The organism is Caballeronia sp. AZ1_KS37, from assembly GCF_023631165.1.
GTDB classification, from domain to species: domain Bacteria; phylum Pseudomonadota; class Gammaproteobacteria; order Burkholderiales; family Burkholderiaceae; genus Caballeronia; species Caballeronia zhejiangensis.
The window spans coordinates 432,759-451,082 of record NZ_JALQDP010000034.1 but is presented as its reverse complement, the minus strand read 5'-3'; the positions used below and the strand labels follow the sequence as shown (position 1 = coordinate 451,082).

Genomic DNA, 18,324 nt, shown 5'->3' with positions numbered 1-18,324 from the left:
TCGGTTCCACGGAAAGGAGGAGACATTCGCATGAAAGCCGTACACAAGCTCGCCGTCGTCGGCATCGGCAAGATCGCGCGGGATCAGCACTTGCCCGCGATAGCCGCGCAGCCGGGGTTCGAACTCGTCGCGTGCGCGAGCCGCAATGCAAGCGTCGAAGGCGTGCGCAACTATCCGGATATCGGCGCGCTGCTCGCCGCCGAGCCGTCGATCGATGCAGTGTCGCTCTGCGCGCCGCCTCAAGTGCGTTACGCGCAAGCGCTCGCCGCACTCGACGCAGGCAAGCACGTCATGCTCGAAAAGCCGCCAGGCGCGAGCGTGAGCGAAGTCGAAGCATTGCGCGACGTTGCACGCGCGAACGGCTGCTCGCTCTTCGCCTCGTGGCATTCGCGCGCGGCGAGCGCAGTCGAACCGGCGCGCGCCTGGCTCGCGTCGAAGGAACCGGGCGCGATTCGCTCGGTAGAAGTGCGATGGAAGGAAGACGTGCGGCGCTGGCATCCGGGGCAGCAATGGATCTGGGAGCCGGGCGGTCTCGGCGTATTCGATCCGGGCATCAACGCGCTATCGATCGTCACGCGCATCCTGCCGCATGAAGTCGCGCTGCGCGCCGCCACGCTCACGATGCCGGCCGATACATCCACGCCGATCGCCGCGGAACTCGATTGCGTCGCGACGAACGGCGCGCCGGTGCGCGCGGTGTTCGATTGGCGTCACGGTCCCGTCGAGGAATGGGACATCGACATCGAAACGGACGCGGGCCGCCTCTCGATGCGCGAAGGCGGCAAGCGTCTGTCGATCGCGGGCAAGGAGATCGATGTCGAAGCCGAGCGCGAATATCCCGCGCTGTACGAGCACTTTCACACGCTCATCGAAACGAAAACGAGCGATGTCGATGTGCGACCGCTGCGACTCGTCGCCGATGCATTCCTCACCGGACGGCGCATCGAAACGGAAGCATTCGGCCGCTGACGCGCGCGCATCACGAAGCGCGATACGTCGCGCTTCGAATCGCATTGATCGCGAATACATCGCCCTCGGGCGCGGCGCTCACGTTCCCGTGCCGCGCGACGAGCGGAATGCGACGCGTGCTTCCCGGCGCGAGATGAAACCAGTCGATGCGTGCGAAGTAGTTCGGATCGGCGATATGCACCCAGCGCGCGAGCTGCGCCGTTTCGACAATGAGACTGAAGCCCTCGTCGTCCTTCTCGACGGTGACGCTCAAGCCGATATCGCGCCGCTCGGCGATCGACGGATCGGGGAAGTGGAACGCTTCCGACAGCACTTCGTTCGTGTCCGCGTCGCGCAGAACGACATGCGTCGCATCGTGCGCGCGCGGGCCGAAGCGATACGCATATGCGATATCGAAGAATGCGCCGATCAGCGCATTCGACGACACACGTTGTACGCTGCGCGGTTGCAATACGACATCGCGCGAACCGCTCGCCACCTTGATCGCGCCTTCACGCAGGCACGCCAGTTCGACGCGCGCGCGAATCTCGCGCGCGGTATCGTTGACGAGATGAACGTCGAGTCCGTCGAGACCTTCATCGAGGATCAACGCCTGCACGGGTTGAAGCACGCGCGCGAGTCCATGCAGCGCGCTCTTCGGTGCGCCGAGAACGTCGATGATGCCCCAGCCCGCGCCCGGACGCACATCGAGCAGATTCCATACGATGCCCCCCGCACAACTCGATCCTTCGCGACGCCATTCCGAGAACACCGCGCCGATCACATCCGCGACGACCGCGCGCGACAGTTCCAGATAGCGCTCGGGATTTTCATAGCGCAAACGCGGCACGTCCATGCGATAGAGCGATCGCATGTAATGCTCGCGTACATCGTCGAAATCCCACGCCGAGCCGGGATCGCGCGGCACGCCTGCTTTCCAGCGCGGTTCGTGCGCGCGCGCATTCGGTATCGCGCGCAGGGCGACATCGTCGGGAACGTTGGCGAACGCGAGACATTCGGAGGCGAAGCGCACGTGCGCGCGACGCACATCGTCGAACGGGCGCTGATACGCCGGCACGCCGTAGTAATGCGTAATGCCGCCGCGCGTGCCGAAAGGCATCGACTCCTCGTCGCCGGGCGCCGCGCTCGGCGAGTTCACGACATACGCGACGTCGGGCCGCTGCGCTGCAATCGCATTCGGCAAGAGTTCGGTGAAGAGGCGCTGCTGATACGCGTCGAAGGGCAGGCCGAGCATCGCCGCCTGCTGATGCACTTCGCTTCCGCCACACAGCACCGCGAGCGATGCGAAGCGTCGCGTGCGTGAAAGGAACTGCTCGGCTTCGCGTTGCGCGCTCTCGCGAAATGCTTCGTCGTCCGGATAATCGAAGTTCGCGAACGCGAAGTCCTGCCACACGAGCACGCCGTATTCGTCGGCGAGTTGGTAGAACGTGTCGGATTCATAGAGCGTGATGCCGCTCACGCGAATGATGTTCAGGCCCGCATCGCGAATCAGGCGGAAGACGTTCTCGAGTTTCTCGCGCGGCGCATCGAGCGCGACGATGTCGGCCGATGTCCAGCACGCGCCGCGCGCGAATACAGGCACGCCGTTCACGACGAGCTGAAAGCCTCGGCCGTCCACACCACGATCGACTTCTATCGTGCGAAAGCCGACTTCGCCGAGATCGATATCGCCGAGCTTCACGGCATAGCGCGATGGCTCGCCATGCGTGTGCGGATACCACAAGCGCACATCGGGCACGCGCACGCGGCCTTTGAGCGTGCGCGCGTCGTGCCATTCCAGCGTGGCGTGCGCGTCGCCACATTCGATGCGAACCGGCGCCTGTTCCTGTGCATGAAAGTAGCGCACGGTGACATCGAGCATGCCATCGTTGCCGTCGATGCTCGTGCGCAGATCCACGTTGTCGATGCACGCGCGCGTTTCGCCGATCAATTCGATGGGGCGCCACGGACCCGCCGGTTGAATCGTCGGACACCATCCGGACATATGCCCGAGCAGCGTCGTGCGAACGTTGCGCAACGTGGCGGGTTGCGCGAGCTTCGGACGCCAGCGCGCACGTCCGCGTTTGGCGGCAAGCGCGGGCGCGATCGAACGGAAGCACAGATGAAGCATATGCTCGCCGTTGAGTTCGACGTCGAGATCGTGCGCGACGAACATCGAATCCGATTCGAGCAGCTTGCGATCGTCGAGCCATATTTCGGCGACGGTCGCGAGCCCATTGAAGCGCAAGCGCCGCATGCCGTCGCCCGCGAGCTTCACGCGATACCAATGATCGGAATGCGCGAACGGCTGCGCGAGCGCTTCATCGCTGACGCCTTGCGCGCGCAATGCGGATGCGATCGTGCCCGGCACGGGCGCGTCGATCCATTGCGTGACGGTGTCGAGCGATGCGGGCGTCGCGCATGAACCCGCTGGCGTGCTCACGCATTGCCAGCCTTCTGAAAGACGCCGCGCCGCGTGCGCGCACTGGTCGTGCATGAACCTACCTCGTCGATGGAATGCGAAGAACGACGCCAAAGCCGCGCGGCATGCGCGCGGCTTCGGCGTTCACAGAAAGCGCGCGGCGAGCGGCTCGATAACCTTGTCGTACGAAGCTTGCATCGAATCGAGGCAGTCTTCGCACAGGTCCGAGCGCGAGCGCATGCGGGCGCGCGCGAGTCGAAACTGCATGACCATCGCTTCGCTCGCGATCGCTTGAGCGCTCGTCTGAATATCGCTCGATACTTCCACGCCGTGCCGGTTCAGCCAGCCGAGATACTTCGACAGCAACTCGAAGTTCGAGCCGAGCTGACGCATCACGTTGAACGTGTAGAGGTGATAGTACGCGGGATCGCGTTCGAGCAACGCACGCAGATGCTCGGGAAATTCCGCGCGCCATTGCGCAACGGGATTCACCGCGGGACGTTCCGCGAGACGCAGCTTGAGCAGCTCGACCGAGCGTTGCACCATCGCATCGCCTTCGAGCGGCGCACGCGCGCGCTTCACGAACTCGACGTACGGGAAGAGCGCGTGCACATCGCTTGCGAGGCCCGGCATCAGACGGAACACGCCATCGTAGTCCTCGCCCGCCAACGCGAAGTAACCCGCATTATGGAAGTACGTGATGCGCTTCGCTTCCGTGTCGATGGCGTCGATCGCGATGGTCGTCTTCGTATGCGTCTGCCGATACGCGGTCGCGCGTGTGTCGGGCAGATAGTACGAGTCCATCTCGACCACCACGATCTGCCCGCGGCGCGTCTGCTCGCGCACGTGCGCTTCCAGCGTGTCGTAGATCGCGAGCTCTTGCGCCTGCAGGCCATAGAGCCGCGCGATATCGTCGAGCGAGAACTTCGGGAACGTGAACTGATCGCCCTCGAATGCCTGCGTCACCGTGAAACCGAGCGCCGCATGCGGATCGCAGCCGTAGTGATGCAGCAGCTCGATCCACAAGTCGACATAGCAGTTCGTCTCCAGCCAGACGCGCTCTTCGCGATGCAGCGCGTGCTGGATGTAGGCGGTGTCCGCAGGCATGGACGTGTCGGTCACGGCTTCTGCCGGCGAGCGTGCGTTCATGCCTTGTTTCCCAGGTTCGCGAGGCCTTCCTCGATGAGCGGCGCCTTGTCGCCCCAAAGCAACTGACGCACTTTCTCCGGCCACGCCTTGACATCGAGACCGTGGTGACGGAAGAGCGCGAGCGTCGTGCGCTCCATGCCGAAGCCGACGCACGCGGTATGCGCGACCTGATCGTCGGCCTGACGGATGTGCCACAGCTCGCCGAAGTGGTCCTGGTGATAGTTGAACGACAGGCACGCAGTCGGACGGTCGGGCGTCGCGACGGGCACGAGCAGTTCGAACTTCAGTTGCTGCGCGCGCTGGCTATCGGCGACGATCATGCCGCCGCGACCGAAGAACGGATCGTTGGCGAGATCGATTTCGAAAGGCAGTTGCAGCAGATTGACGAGCAGCGAACCGCGGTCGATCCACTTCTGACGGAACGCCATCACTTGCTCGGGGCTGCCGACGCGGATGTATTCGCGCATCCGGAACATCTGCATGCGGCCCGGATCGATCGACGGCTCGTGGCGGAAGCAGTACGAGAACGCATCGAAGATCGCGCCGTCAGCCGCGAGATTGCCGCGCTTCGCGACGAGCGGATAGATCGGATAGCACGCGGCCGGCGTGAGCACGAGGCGCGTCGGCTTTTGCTGATCCATCCATTCGTCGGAGCGCTCTTCCTCTTCACCGATATGCACGATCTTGTCGAGCGCTTCGAGCAGGCGATGATGCCCGCGATCGTTGCCCTGGAACGAGTGGATCGTGCCCGCCAGATTCGGGAAGCTCTTCAGATACTCGCTGTCCTCGAAATCGCGGCGGCGCATCGCGGGCGGAAAGCGCAGCACTTCCGCGTGTTGATCCGCGCCGAGCATCGTGATGGCCTGATTGAGCCGTTCGACGACATCCTCGAATACTTCGCTGCGGCCATAGAGACCGTCTTCGCCGGTATCGAGCAGAATGCCCGCTTCGATCAGGCGATCGCGCAAGGTCAAGTCCGATTTGTCGTACGGTGCCTGTGTCTCTTGTGATTGTGCTTGTGCTTCGGCCTGCATCATGGCGGCCTGTTCCGTCGGCATGTTCATCGTCAAATGGTCCCCGTTGCGGCGCGCTGCGCAAGCAGCAGGTTCGCCGTGTTCAATTCGATGCGATCGTTGCTGATCATGAGCGGCGCCGAATGCAGATCGCGCAGATGGCGCCCCACGCTGAACGGCGTGTCATTCTTGTAGCCCGCCATGCCGCAGATCATCAGCGTCTCTTGCACGACATGCAAAGCCGACTGCGAGATCGCCAGCTTGAGCATGTTCAGATCGGCGTTGATGCCGATCGACGCCGCGAGCGGTGCGTCGTCGTCATTGCTCTGGTTCGCCTTGCGCGCCGCGCGTTCGGTCTGCGCCGCTTCGACATTGGCGAGCGATTCGCGCAGCCGCGCCTGCATCATCTTGATGAGCGTGAGCACTTGCGAAAGGCGCGCGGCCGAAGGCGGCAACGCGGGCTTGCCGCGCGCCTGATTGCGGAAGAACTGATGCCCGCGATTCGCCGCGTCGCTCGCGATGCCGCACCATACCGACGACCACAAGGTATGGGATACGGGCAGCATGCTTTCGTCGGCGATCTTCGAGAACGGCGTCGGCAGAATCTGTTCCGCGATGCCCGTCGCGACCAGTCGATGTCCTTCGCTGCATGTCCCGCGCATACCGAGCGTGTCCCACGTCCCACGCTGCTCGAGCGTGAACGTTTCGCGCGGCGCGACGATCAGCACCTGATCGGAGGGCGGCGCGTCCGGATGACGGCGCGCCGTCACGAGAATGGCGTCGGAATACTTGCCGTACGAAATGGTCGGTGCGAGCTTCTCGATGCGAAACGCGTTGTCGACGAGATCGACCGCGCACGCGCTCGTACGCATGTTGCCGCCGATGTTCTCTTCCGACGTCGCCGATGCGAGCAGCAACTGTTCGTTGACCATGCGAGCAAGGAAAGCGCGCTGCCACGGCACGTTCACGCCATGATCGACGATGCAAACGACCTGGCTCTGATGCATCGCATAGATCATCGCGGACGATGCGCAGCCTTGCGCCAGTGCCTCGCACAAGCGCGCGACGCCGGTGAGCGACAGACCGTCGCCGCCGTATTCCGTCGGGATCATCGCGGAGAAGAGACGCTCCTTGCGCATCGCTGCAACCGCTTCGGCGGGAAAGCGCGCTTCGCGATCGACCGCGTCGGCGTACTGGGCCGCGACGGCCGCGACGCGCTTCGCGGCTTCGATCAGTTCGCTTTCGCTACGCAAGATTGCGCTCTGCGCGAGCTCGGCGACTTCAAGCTCCTGAGCGGGCGCGTTCATGCTGCCGCCTGCGAACGACGCAGTTCGTCGACCGCCGATGCGAGCGAATCGACGCTCGAAAAGAGACGGCGCGTGAGCATGTGATCGGGAATTTCGATGCCGAACTCGTCTTCGATCGCCAGCATCACATGGACCGTGGCAAGCGAAGAGAGACCGGCGGCGTAGAGATCGTCGCCGTCGGCGAGCGTATCGATGGGCACGTCGAGACGAGCGGACTCGGCGAGGATGCGGCGCAATTCAGTTTTCATTGTCTATGTTTTCCCTTGTACCCGGCCATTGGTGCAACTAACCCGGGTCGCGACGATGAGTTCTTATCGAATGTCGCTGACCCCGGTGCGAATCGGCAGTGGTGTTGTTGTTGTCTCGCGAAGACGGTTCCACGAGAGCCCTCGCACGCACTGTTTTCTTATAGCTATTGTTTGATCGTATTTAACGAATTTGCGGGCCTATGCGTCCGTGCGATGGCGCACGGAGGGCTTCGTCGAGAAAGCATCGTTTTGTGCGATATCAAGCACGTCGCGATCGGATGCGATGATTCACACTCACGTCAGCGCTTCATATTCGATAAATAGGTAACTCCTTCGCATGGTCGAATGAGTGATAAGCAAAAACGATGCGTGCACTGAAAGCATTTTGAAACGATAACTTTCCGGAGTGAATTGATTGGTTCTGATATCGCTGCTGCTTCTATTCATCGCGCTGTTCCTCGTTTGGAGAAAACGGCGCGGCATGATTCTGGTGATGACGGCTATCGTCTTCTGGGGGCTCGGAAGCTGGTTTCCGGGGCCGCTCGTGCGGCTCGCGAACGATCACTACGCGTCGATGAAGGATCCGACGTTCGGCCCGCGCACGGCGATCATCGTGCTGGGCGGGGGGACCTGGTACGACCATAACCGGCGTCTCGTGCCCAAGGGTGACGCGATGACGCGCATCGATCTTGCGGCGTCGCTCTACAAGCGTTGCGTCGAGATGGAGAAGGCGTGTTTTGTCATCATGAGCGGAGGCAACCCGCAGCATCACGAGCAAAGCGAAGCAGACTTATATGGAAGCCTGCTTCTCGACGCAGGCGTGAAGCGCCAAGATCTCATCCTCGAAAATCAGAGTCTCGACACTTATGAGAACGCGCGCAATACGGAGAAGATACTGCGGTCGCGGCCCTACGATACGTCGGTTTTGATAACGTCGTCGCTTCACATGCGTCGCGCGATGCTCGCGTTCGAAGCCTTCGGTTTGCATCCACAGCCGACCGTCGCTTATGTTCGTCCGCAGTTCATGTGGTGGCGTCCGCATCGAAGAGGATGGTTCGATTCGAACAGCGCGTTGCATGAGCTGGTTGGTATCGTGCGGTTTTATGTATGGAGGTGGGTCGGGTTGTATTGAGACTGGCGCGTCGGCGCAAGACCTATACTTCCGGTAAAGACGACACGGAAGGCCATCCAGTGAATCAACTCATCCACGCCGTCGCGTTCGCGGCCGACAAACATCGCAAGCAGCGCCGCAAGGATGCGGACGCGTCGCCGTACATCAATCATCCGATCGCGCTCGCTCATGTGCTCGCGAACGAAGGCGGGGTCGAAGACGAGCGCGTGCTGATCGCCGCCATATTGCACGACACGATCGAAGACACGGACACATCGCGCGATGAACTCGTGCGGCGGTTCGGCGCGGAGATCGGGCGCATCGTCGACGAAGTGACGGACGACAAGTCCTTGTCGAAGGCCGAAAGGAAGCGTTTGCAGGTCGAACACGCGGCGCATATCAGTCACGGCGCGAAGCTCGTGAAACTCGCCGATAAGATTTGCAATTTGCGCGATATTCTCGCCGCGCCGCCGTCCGGCTGGAGCGATGAGAGAAAGCGCGAATACTTCGATTGGGCGAAGCGTGTCGTCGATGAATTGCGCGGCACGCACCGGGAACTCGAAGCCGTGTTCGATGAGGTCTATCGCAAAGGCATCCCTTCAGGACACGTGGTCGCCTGAGGCCAGCGCGTCGCTCAAATAACGCGCCGTGCGGCTTGCAGCATGTTCGGCGATACGTTGCGGCGTGCCCGTCGCCACGATCCGGCCGCCATCTTCACCGGCGCCCGGGCCGATGTCGATGACCCAATCGGAAAGCGATGCGACGCGCATGTCGTGCTCCACGACGACGACCGTATTGCCCGCATCGACGAGCCCTTGCAGTTGCGCCATCAGGCGATCGACGTCGGCGGGATGAAGCCCCGTCGTCGGCTCGTCGAGAATGTAGAGCGTGTCGCCGCGATGCGCGCGCTGCAGTTCCGTTGCGAGCTTGATGCGCTGCGCTTCTCCGCCTGATAGCTCCGTCGCGGGCTGCCCGAGCCGCAGATAGCCGAGGCCGATTTCGCGCAACACGGCGAGCGCGCGCATGACGCTGGCTTCATCGGCGAAGAAGTCGCATGCGCTATCGACGGTCATGCCGAGCACATCCGCAATGTTCTTCCCATGCCATTCGATTTCCAGCGTCTGCGGGTTATAGCGCGATCCGTGGCATGTCGCGCACGACGTGTAGACGCTCGGCAGGAACAGCAACTCGACGCTGACGAAGCCTTCGCCTTCGCATGTCGGGCAGCGTCCTTGCGCGACGTTGAAAGAGAAGCGTCCTGCGCCATAGCGGCGCTTTCGCGCGGCCGGCGTGTCGGCGAAGAGCTTGCGAACGTGATCGAAGAGGCCGGTGTAGGTCGCGAGATTCGAACGCGGCGTGCGGCCGATCGGCTTCTGGTCGACGCGCACGAGACGCCGGATCGTCTCCATGCCTTCGACGATGCGTCCGCCCGCCGAAGCGTCGGCTCGAGCGAAGAGCGGGTCCTGCTCGTCTTCTTCTGCATCGTCGAGCGCGCGTCCGAGCCGCTCCGCGACGAGTTCCGGCAACGCCTGACTCACGAGGCTCGACTTGCCCGAGCCCGAAATGCCGGTGACGGTCGTGAAGGCGCCGAGCGGAAACGCGGCATCGATGCCATGCAGGTTATTGCGCGTGATGCCTTCGAGCCGCAACCATCCGCGCGGTTCGCGTGCGACGCGTTCGATCGTTTGCTTCGGCGCGAACAGATGCCTGCGCGTCTGCGATTCCTCCACCGATGCGAGGCCTTCCGGCGGCCCGCTATACAGCACATGTCCGCCTCGTTCACCGGCGGCCGGACCGACATCGATCAGCCAGTCCGCGCGCCGCATGGTGTTCAGATCGTGCTCGATGACGAACAGCGAATTGCCTGCTGCCTTCAATCGCTGCAACGCGGCGAAGAGCGCTTCGCTGTCGGCCGGATGCAAGCCCGCGGATGGCTCGTCGAGCACATAGACGACGCCGAAGAGCTGCGACGCGAGTTGCGTCGCGAGCCGCAATCGTTGCAGTTCGCCGGATGAGAGCGTCGGCGTCGCGCGATCGAGCGAGAGATAGCCCAGGCCCAGATCGATGAGCGTGCCGAGCCGCTCCAGCAAATCCGCCGCGATGCGCTCGGCGGCGGCGCGTTTCTCCTCGGAAAGATTGGCCGTGCGGCGCACGTCCGGCGCGGCCTTGTGCGCCGAGCCGCCTGCCGCGACGCGCTTGGCCGTCGCCGCGATGCGGTCTTTCCTCGCGAGCGCGGGAGCCGGCGCTTCATCACTGGCGGGCCATTCTCCGCGTGCGATGGGCGCAAGTAGATCGGCAAGTCGGATGAGCGGCAGACGCGCGAATTCGGCGATGTCGAGCCCTGCGAACGTCACCGATAGCGCTTCCTTCTTGAGCCGCTTGCCGTGACATGCGGGACAATCGCTGCCGACCATGAAGCGCGACACGCGCTTTTTCATGAGCGCGCTTTGCGTGTGCGCGAAGGTATGCAGCACGTAGCGGCGCGCGCCGGTGAATGTGCCCTGATAGCTCGGTTCGGCGCCGCGTTTCAGCGCGGCTTGCGTCTCTTTCGGCGTGAGACCGGCGTACACCGGCACCGTCGGCTGCTCTTCGGTGAACAGAATCCAGTCGCGATCCTTCTTCGGCAAGTCGCGCCACGGCGTGTCGACGTCGTAGCCGAGCGTCACGAGTATGTCGCGCAGATTTTGTCCGTGCCACGCGGGCGGCCAGGCCGCGACGGCGCGCTCGCGGATCGTGAGCGAGTCGTCGGGCACCATCGACTTTTCCGTGACTTCGTAGACCCGGCCGAGGCCATGGCACACGGGACACGCGCCCTGAACCGTGTTCGGCGAAAAATCTTCCGCGTACAGCATGGGCTGCTTCGGCGGATAACTGCCGGTGCGCGAATAGAGCATACGCACGAGGCTGGAGAGCGTCGTCACGCTGCCCACCGACGAGCGTGCATTCGGTGCGCCACGCTGCTGCTGAAGCGCGACGGCGGGCGGCAAGCCTTCGATCGAATCGACCTGCGGCACGCCGACTTGTTCGATGAGCCGCCGCGCATACGGCGCGACCGATTCGAAATAGCGGCGCTGCGCCTCGGCGTAGAGCGTGCCGAATGCGAGCGAGGACTTCCCGGAACCGGATACGCCGGTGAAGACGACGAGGGCGTCGCGTGGCACGTCGACATCGACGTTTTTCAGGTTGTGCTCGCGCGCGCCGCGCACGCGCACGAAACCTGCTCTCGATGCAGGCGCGGCATCGTCGCGATAGGCGGATTCGCGTTGGGTTTTGCGGGCATCCATGAGTCGGGCGGGTTGTCTGGCCGGGCGCGGCGGCGGAAGTAAGGAATTCGCATGCAGCATGCCAGATACCAGATGGCATTTTGAATTACGCATCATGCATGCGATCGCATTCAGACCCGTGGTGAACCTGATCGACGAGGGAAAAAATGAGGACAATGCCGGTGCGGGTTCCGGTCGCGCTGACGGCAGGTGTGACGATAGGCGGGTCGGGCGTTGCGATGGCGCAGTCGGGCGGCAACGGCAATGGCGGATCGGGCAGGGGCAACGCTCACGGCGCGGCAACGGCCGGGCCGACCGTCGGCGGCGACAACACGTCCACGCCCGGCAGTACGCGCCAGGGCAGCTTCCACTCCAAGCACAAAAAGAAAGCGAAGCCCGCGACGACGACCCAGTGACGGGCCGATCGTAGCGGCGGGCGTTGCCGATCAGACCGCGACGCTTTCGATGTCGATATCGTCGGTGCCGAGGCGCGAGAAGATGTCGCAAACGGCCCGCATCTCCGCTTCGTCGCGAATGCTCACGATGACGCGTGTAATGCTGCATGCCACGTCAGCGTCGCCGCCGTCCGCGCCGAACGAGGGGAGGATGTCGTCGCTCGACATGTCGAGTCCGTAGGGATAGTCGTGCGTATCTACCACGCCCAGATGTTCCCCGTGCCCCGCGTATTCCGCCGCGATCCATTGTGTCTGCGCATTGTTGCTCTGCGTTTGCGAAGTATGGAAATCCGCGAAGCCGCTCATGCTCGCCACGCGCACGCGGTCGGCCGCGATTCCTTCCGCGCGCAGGTCTTCGAGTGCTTCATCCAGCTTACGGGAGCCGTAGAACGCTCCGCTTACTTCACGCATCATTTGCTCGTCTCCTTGCCTGCCAACCTCGATGCCGCGTCTCAGTATCGCTGTGAAAATTGCGAATGTGAATACGGATGTCCACCGGTTGAGCGCCTGTCCGATGAGTGACTTGCGCGAGAGGCGAAAGACGTGTGGTGCAACGCATAGACATGCGTGGCGATTAACCGGTGAACCGCTGTGATCGGGCTCGCGACTGCGCGAGTTGATGGCGAATCCAACGGATGCGGCATGGACTCGCGAGCCGGACGATGAAGCGAACCGCCAATGCGCGGACAAAAAGGATATTTGCCGACGTGCGGCTGATGCCGTCTGGCGGGCGCGTTTCACTTCATGCGGTACATGAACTTTACGCCGCAACGAACGGTTTATCAACGCTTTGCTTTGTCCCTATTCGGACGTTTTCGATAGGGATTTCCATCATGACCGGCACAGCGTCGAACAGAGCTCGCCGCGTTATGCGGCTCGCTCAATGAAGCGATTGTTGGTTCTAGAAATTGCCTCGATGGATCGTCGAGTTTCGCGCTGAAAACGATAGTCATCGTACAAGCTGTCCCGCGCCCTATAATTGCTCATCGAGCATACAAAGATCGGCCTTTCAATGTCCCAAGCACTCGCGTCCGGCGCGCTTCGCCGCTCCCGAAATCTCACCGAGGAAGTCGTCGCCGAGTTATCGGAGCGGATTCGCAGCGGCGCGCTTCAGCCCGGCGACAAGCTGCCGACCGAATCGGAAATCATGGCGCAACTCGGCGTGAGCCGGACTGTCGTGCGCGAATCCATTTCGCGATTGCAGGCTGCGCGCCTCGTTCAGACGCGGCACGGCATCGGTACATTCGTGCTCGAAGCGGGCGATCAGGAGCGGTTCCAGATCGAGGCCGCGGGCGATCTCACCGTGCGCGACGTGATGGCGATTCTCGAATTGCGCATCAGCCTCGAAGCCGAGGCGGCCGGTCTCGCGGCCATGCGCCGCACCGATGAAAACCTCGCGCAGATGCGCCGGGCGCTCGACGAATTCGAGCGGCTCATCGAAGCGGGCGAAGGCAGCGCGGTCGCGGCCGATGTGGCCTTTCATCTCGAGCTTGCGAAGGCTACCGGTAATCGTTACTTCCATAGCATCCTGAGCCAGCTTGGCAACACAATCATTCCGCGCACGCGCGTCAATTCGGCGGCGCTTGCGCATAACGATCCTTCTGGCTATCTCGATCGCGTGAATCGCGAGCATGAAGATATTTTCGATGCGATCGAACGCCGCGATCCCGAAGCAGCACGCGCGGCCATGCGGATGCATTTGTCGAACAGCCGGGAGCGGCTGCGGCGCGCGCATGAGGCGGCATCGAAGAATGACTGATCGCAGTGGCGTCGTTTAATCTTCTTCAAGCATGATCGAAAGCGTGCCGGCTTCGCTTTGCACGCCGGCATCGAGATCGATCTCGTGCGGCGCCATCCTGGCGATCGCGCGCAGAAGACGCGGCGAGAAGCGCGCGCCGAAACGCGCGATCTCGGCTTCGCGTGTAGCGTCATCGGCATGTGAGAGCGCGCGCAACTCATTCAGCGGCAAGCCAACGAACAGATCGAGCGCGTAAGGCGGCGCATCCGAAGCGGCCGTCGTCCGCGACGAATCCGGCGCGCGTATGCGCAGGCCCGGTTGCAAATGCGATTCGAGCTCCATCGTCACTTCATAGTTCGCTTCCAGCTCGAGTGCCGCGTGCGCTTCGTTTCGTAAAAACGGCGCGACGGATTGCAAGCGGGCCAGTTCATCGTCTGAGAGCAGCATGATTTTTTCCTCCGGATATCGGTTGAAGTTATCACGCTCGAATGATGCTTGCCGGCCGAGAAAAATCGACCGAAAGACCGCGTTGCGGTTCGTTCTAAACGCGCCTAATTACTGTTTCAATGGGTTGTCGATCTATCGTCCAAAAGGCTTGCTTAAGCGCGTGCGCATCAAACGTTTGCGCAATCGGCCCAATTCTTATCGCATGCTTAAGCACCCGCATGTCCGACGGGTTAGTTCGGAATCCCCCAATTCCACGCTAGGATCCGAATAGCTAAGCTGACGAAATTGCCAGCTACGAGTCAACCGAACGCGTAAGTGAGCCGTTAGCCTTTCACGCACTCGGTTCACTTCGTCGAAGAATCGTTATCGACGGATCGCCACTTCGGCGCGCGTTCATCTGCTTGCATTCTTTCTTTCGATAAGCCTCGGTCGAGGCCATATCAAATTCCTTGCGTTTTTTTACGAATCGCCAAGGCCAGTAAGGTAATGTGAATATTACGAAATATTTCCGACAGGAATGTGTCGGACGTGGAGACCAGGCGTTTGAAGATCCTACATAGCGAGTCCTCGAAGGGATGGGGCGGTCAAGAAATACGGACGTTGAAGGAGATGGTCGCGTTGCGCGAAAGCGGCCATACCGTCGAGCTGATTTGCCCGAGCGATGCGCGGCTCGGGCAACGTTGCGCCGAACTTGGGTTCGCCGTTCACCACGCGCGCATGCGCAGTGGCGGCGACATGCGATCGATTCTGGCCATCAAAGCGCTTCTGCGTCGCCGCGCGTTCGACGTGCTCAACACGCATAGTGGCCACGACAGTCTCGTTGCCGGCGCGGCGGGGCGGCTGGCGCGCACGCCGCTCATCGTGCGTACGCGGCATCTGGCATTGCCCATCTCGTCGCTCGCAACTTATACATGGCTTCCGCATCGCGTGATCGCCGTCAGTCATTACGTGCGCCGCTATCTGATTTCGGCGGGTGTTGCGGAGAAGCGCGTGCAGACTATTTACGATGGCATTCCGAAACCTCAGCATGTCTCGCATTCGACTTTGCGCGCGGAACTCGGTCTCGGTGAGGACGCATTCGTTGCGTGCATGGTTGCGATCATGCGCGACAAGAAGGGACATGAAGATCTTATTGCGGCAGTGCGCCCGCTCGTCGACACGCATCCCAACCTGCATGTTGTGATGGCGGGCGATGGTCCTTTGTTCGAACGCATCAAGGGAATCGTCGATAGCTTCGGCCTCGCCGATCGCATTCACCTGCTGGGCTTTCGCACCGATATCCCCAATATCTTTCGCGGTTCCGATCTATTCGTTCTTCCCACGCATCAAGAAGCGCTGGGCCAGGCTTTCATCGAAGCAATGGCGGCGGGCTTGCCGGTCATCGGCACGCATGTCGATGGCGTGCCGGAACTGATCGAAGACAACGTGAATGGACTGCTCGTGCCGCCGCACGATCCCGTTGCATTGCGTGCGGCGATTGTCCGCATGATCGACGATCCGGCGTTGCGCCAGCGTCTGCGCGACGAGAGCCTTCGCATCACCGAACGTGGCTTCACCGTAAGCGATATGGCGGACGAAACGGCCAGTTTCTATCAGCGCGCATTGCACGAACGAGGTCATCGCAGATGAGCGCGAAGTATGCACGCGCCGTTCCCGTGCTGATGTACCACCACGTCAGCACATCGCCCGGCATGATCACAGTGACGCCCGATAACTTCGCCGCGCAAATGGACCACCTTGCGCGCGCGGGTTATCGCACCATCGGCGCGGCGCAACTCGCAGGTTTTCTGAGCGGCGAGGACGTGCCCGCGAAATCGTTTGTCATCACTTTCGACGATGGTTATCTCGACAACTGGGTGCACGCGCATCCGGTATTGAAGCGCCATGATTTTACGGCGCTGTGCTTTCTTGTCAGCAGTTGGCCCGGCGAAGGCGGCGTTCGTCCGAATGCATCGGACAACTTGGCAACGATGCCGAGATTGCTCGATCATCGTGCGGGGGAGCGCGCAATCGAAAATGGATACGCCGATGATGTGATCGTGCGCTGGTCCGAAATCGAAGCGATGCGTGAAGCCGGCACGTTCGAATTTCATAGCCATACGCATTCTCATGTGCGCTGGGATCAGGTTGCGGGTTCGCGCGACGAGAAACGCAAGGCGTTGCAGAACGATCTGAGCGCCGCGCGTGGGGCACTGCGCACGCGTCTCGGCGAAGTATCCGATCATCTGTGTTGGCCGCAAGGTTATTACGACGACGACTATCGGGAAGTCGCGTTGAATGCGGGATTCAGGCACTTCTACACATGCCACACTGGAACGAACGTCGGCGCGAATCCGCTGGATCGCGCTGCATCCGACGATACCGAACGCACGATCAAGCGGCTCGAAGTGCGCGACCGGCCGGCTTCGTGGCTGGCATCGCGTTTATGGGTGCATACGCGGCCCGCGATAAGCCGAGCTTATCTGAAGATCAAACGCTGATTCACTGCTGATGCGTTCGCACGAAAGCGGCGATCGCATCGTTCACTGCATCGGTCGCATCGCGATGCGGCGAGTGGCGGCACTGCGGGAGCTTGACGAGCTGCGCGTGCCCGACAGCCGCCGCGATCTTGTCGAGTTGCAGCATCGACGCATATTCGTCGTCCTGGCCTTGAATGGCGAGCAATGGCCGTTTGATCGACGATATTTGTTCCGTGATGTCCCAATGCAAGAACGCGGGATTCAGCCACGCATCGTTCCATCCGTAAAAGGCTGAATCCACATCGTCGTGATAAGCCTCGAGCTTTTCTCGGAACGACGTCGTTTCATACATTTCACGCGCCTTTGTGATGCCTTCCACGGTCATCGGTTCCACGAACAAATGCGGAGCGAGGACGGCGAGACCGGCAAGCGATTCGGGAAATGCGCGGGCGTAGAGCAGGGCGATCGTGCCGCCATCGCTATGCCCGACGAGCCACATGCGCGCACGTTCCCGTGCGTCGATGTGGAGCGCATCGAGCAATGCGGGCAATACTTTTTGCGCTTGCAGATGCAGAAACTCGACCGGCCACTTTTCTTCGGCGCGCCGTGGCGTGGATCGGCCATAACCTGGCCGCGAATAGACGAGTCCCCTGCAGTTCAGGCGATCGCAAAGCATTTGCGGCCAGCCTTTCCATAGCGCGATCGAGCCCAGTCCTTCATGCAGGAACACTGCGATAGGCGCATCGGCGCGCTCCGGATTCAGCCACTGATATTCGATGCGCACCGAGGAAGCGGCGCCATTCAGTTCGACGAAGCGCGTCGTGTCGATGCTTGCTGCAGGGTCGGTCATCTGTTTGCGAATGCTGAGCGTGAAGTACAAAGATTATCAGACGGCGCGCCTGCAGCTTTGAACCCGACTGGCGAATACATCATTGGTCCTGCGCGATCTTTCAAAAAATAAATTTATTTGTCTGTTTTTTTCTCTGGACAGCGCTGAACTTTTTCTGCGAAAGTTATTCGTAAGAATCTCGCTGCACTGCAACGCAGATGCGGCCCTTATTCGAATACTTGCGTGTGCAACTATGGCGCGCCCGTTCTGGAGAGATCTGCATGAATCGACCGAAACGAATGCTTCTGGAAAACATTGCCTGGGCACGCGAGACCGCGCACGCCGACGCGCAATTTTTTCCGCGTCTCGCCCAAGGACAGAGCCCTAAAGTGCTGTGGATAGGCTGCGCGGATAGCCGCGTGCCCGCCGAGACTGTGACGAACGCCAATCCTGGCGACCTCTTCGTACATCGCAACATCGCTAACCTTTTTTCTCCATCCGATGACAACACGTTGAGCGTGCTCGAATACGCGGTGCGCGTTTTGAAGGTCGATCACGTAATCGTTTGCGGCCATTACGGATGCGGTGGCGTGCGCGCCTCGCTCCTGCCGAAATCGAGCGACTTGCCGCATGTGAATCGCCGGATCGCGCCGCTGTGCGCGCTGGGCGAACGGCATCGGCACGAACTCGATTCATTCGGCGAGCTCGACGCGCGCGCAAATCGACTCGCCGAACTGAACGTGCTCGAACAAGTGCGGCTTTTGCGAGAACACGCCATCGTGCGAGAGCACGACGTGCCGCCACGCGTTCATGGCTGGATCTTCGGCCTGCACGACGGGCTCATCAAAGTGCTCGCTTCGGGCTATGCCGAAGAGAGCGACAGTCGCGACATTGCGAGCGCGCAGGTCACATCGCTTCGGGCCGCCTAAGCCCGC

The 18,324-nt window shown here is 61.7% G+C and carries 17 protein-coding genes; 8 read left to right on the top strand and 9 right to left on the bottom strand.

Features of this window, described 5'->3' with window-relative positions; all coding sequences use genetic code 11:
- Nucleotides 1–30: 30 nt before the first annotated feature.
- Nucleotides 31–969, top strand: a complete 939-nt coding sequence (locus tag NCS00_RS22690) for a Gfo/Idh/MocA family protein (protein WP_250441036.1) — start codon at nucleotides 31–33, stop codon at nucleotides 967–969.
- 10 nt (nucleotides 970–979) lie between these two features.
- Here the strand turns inward: NCS00_RS22690 and NCS00_RS22685 are convergent, their stop codons facing one another.
- From NCS00_RS22685 to NCS00_RS22665, 5 genes are all read right to left on the bottom strand, one after another.
- Nucleotides 980–3,445 carry a glycosyl hydrolase 2 galactose-binding domain-containing protein gene (locus tag NCS00_RS22685; RefSeq protein WP_250441035.1) on the bottom strand — a complete coding sequence of 822 codons (2,466 nt, stop codon included), beginning with the start codon at nucleotides 3,443–3,445 and terminating at the stop codon, nucleotides 980–982.
- A 69-nt stretch (nucleotides 3,446–3,514) separates the two neighbouring features.
- Complete coding sequence (locus NCS00_RS22680) at nucleotides 3,515–4,519, bottom strand: DUF1839 family protein (RefSeq protein ID WP_008348339.1); 1,005 nt, start codon at nucleotides 4,517–4,519, stop codon at nucleotides 3,515–3,517.
- Nucleotides 4,516–5,583, bottom strand: coding sequence for an amino acid--[acyl-carrier-protein] ligase (locus NCS00_RS22675; RefSeq protein WP_033536223.1), 1,068 nt, complete (start codon nucleotides 5,581–5,583; stop codon nucleotides 4,516–4,518). The genes NCS00_RS22680 and NCS00_RS22675 overlap by 4 nt, the downstream gene beginning before the upstream one ends.
- A gap of 2 nt (nucleotides 5,584–5,585) precedes the next feature.
- The gene (locus NCS00_RS22670) at nucleotides 5,586–6,839 is read right to left on the bottom strand and encodes an acyl-CoA dehydrogenase family protein (protein WP_250441034.1); all 1,254 of its coding nucleotides are present in this window, start codon (nucleotides 6,837–6,839) and stop codon (nucleotides 5,586–5,588) included.
- The gene (locus NCS00_RS22665; RefSeq protein ID WP_008348335.1) at nucleotides 6,836–7,087 is read right to left on the bottom strand and encodes an acyl carrier protein; all 252 of its coding nucleotides are present in this window, start codon (nucleotides 7,085–7,087) and stop codon (nucleotides 6,836–6,838) included. Before NCS00_RS22665 ends, NCS00_RS22670 begins: the two co-directional genes overlap by 4 nt.
- 415 nt (nucleotides 7,088–7,502) lie before the next feature.
- Between NCS00_RS22665 and NCS00_RS22660 the strand changes: the two genes are divergently transcribed.
- Both NCS00_RS22660 and NCS00_RS22655 read left to right on the top strand, forming a co-directional pair.
- Nucleotides 7,503–8,219 (top strand): YdcF family protein, encoded by a 717-nt coding sequence (locus tag NCS00_RS22660; protein WP_175981084.1) that lies wholly within the window; start codon nucleotides 7,503–7,505, stop codon nucleotides 8,217–8,219.
- A gap of 59 nt (nucleotides 8,220–8,278) precedes the next feature.
- Nucleotides 8,279–8,818 (top strand): HD domain-containing protein, encoded by a 540-nt coding sequence (locus tag NCS00_RS22655; protein WP_008348331.1) that lies wholly within the window; start codon nucleotides 8,279–8,281, stop codon nucleotides 8,816–8,818.
- Here the strand turns inward: NCS00_RS22655 and NCS00_RS22650 are convergent.
- Nucleotides 8,798–11,482, bottom strand: coding sequence for an excinuclease ABC subunit UvrA (locus NCS00_RS22650; protein WP_250441033.1), 2,685 nt, complete (start codon nucleotides 11,480–11,482; stop codon nucleotides 8,798–8,800). The genes NCS00_RS22655 and NCS00_RS22650 overlap by 21 nt on opposite strands.
- A 146-nt stretch (nucleotides 11,483–11,628) precedes the next feature.
- Between NCS00_RS22650 and NCS00_RS22645 the strand changes: the two genes are divergently transcribed.
- Nucleotides 11,629–11,877, top strand: a complete 249-nt coding sequence (locus NCS00_RS22645; RefSeq protein WP_409017423.1) for a hypothetical protein — start codon at nucleotides 11,629–11,631, stop codon at nucleotides 11,875–11,877.
- A gap of 30 nt (nucleotides 11,878–11,907) precedes the next feature.
- Here the strand turns inward: NCS00_RS22645 and NCS00_RS22640 are convergent, their stop codons facing one another.
- On the bottom strand, nucleotides 11,908–12,330 hold the full coding sequence (locus NCS00_RS22640; protein ID WP_008348325.1) for a hypothetical protein: 423 nt from the start codon (nucleotides 12,328–12,330) through the stop codon (nucleotides 11,908–11,910).
- A 598-nt stretch (nucleotides 12,331–12,928) separates the two neighbouring features.
- On the opposite strand from NCS00_RS22640, the gene NCS00_RS22635 reads away from it, so the two are divergent.
- Nucleotides 12,929–13,675, top strand: coding sequence for a FadR/GntR family transcriptional regulator (locus NCS00_RS22635; RefSeq protein ID WP_008348324.1), 747 nt, complete (start codon nucleotides 12,929–12,931; stop codon nucleotides 13,673–13,675).
- Between the two features lie 15 nt (nucleotides 13,676–13,690).
- Here NCS00_RS22635 and NCS00_RS22630 read toward each other — a convergent pair whose 3' ends face one another.
- A complete protein-coding gene (locus NCS00_RS22630; RefSeq protein ID WP_008348321.1) occupies nucleotides 13,691–14,101 on the bottom strand; it encodes a hypothetical protein in 411 nt (136 codons plus the stop codon).
- Nucleotides 14,102–14,644: 543 nt separating this feature from the next.
- On the opposite strand from NCS00_RS22630, the gene NCS00_RS22625 reads away from it, so the two are divergent.
- Together NCS00_RS22625 and NCS00_RS22620 are read left to right on the top strand one after the other, a co-directional pair.
- A complete protein-coding gene (locus NCS00_RS22625; protein ID WP_033536220.1) occupies nucleotides 14,645–15,730 on the top strand; it encodes a glycosyltransferase in 1,086 nt (361 codons plus the stop codon).
- Nucleotides 15,727–16,581 carry a polysaccharide deacetylase family protein gene (locus NCS00_RS22620; protein ID WP_250441032.1) on the top strand — a complete coding sequence of 285 codons (855 nt, stop codon included), beginning with the start codon at nucleotides 15,727–15,729 and terminating at the stop codon, nucleotides 16,579–16,581. The genes NCS00_RS22625 and NCS00_RS22620 overlap by 4 nt, the downstream gene beginning before the upstream one ends.
- Nucleotide 16,582: 1 nt before the next feature.
- Here NCS00_RS22620 and NCS00_RS22615 read toward each other — a convergent pair whose 3' ends face one another.
- Nucleotides 16,583–17,410 carry an alpha/beta fold hydrolase gene (locus NCS00_RS22615; RefSeq protein WP_081851882.1) on the bottom strand — a complete coding sequence of 276 codons (828 nt, stop codon included), beginning with the start codon at nucleotides 17,408–17,410 and terminating at the stop codon, nucleotides 16,583–16,585.
- A 260-nt stretch (nucleotides 17,411–17,670) separates the two neighbouring features.
- Between NCS00_RS22615 and NCS00_RS22610 the strand changes: the two genes are divergently transcribed.
- On the top strand, nucleotides 17,671–18,318 hold the full coding sequence (locus tag NCS00_RS22610; RefSeq protein ID WP_175981073.1) for a carbonic anhydrase: 648 nt from the start codon (nucleotides 17,671–17,673) through the stop codon (nucleotides 18,316–18,318).
- Nucleotides 18,319–18,324: the final 6 nt, after the last annotated feature.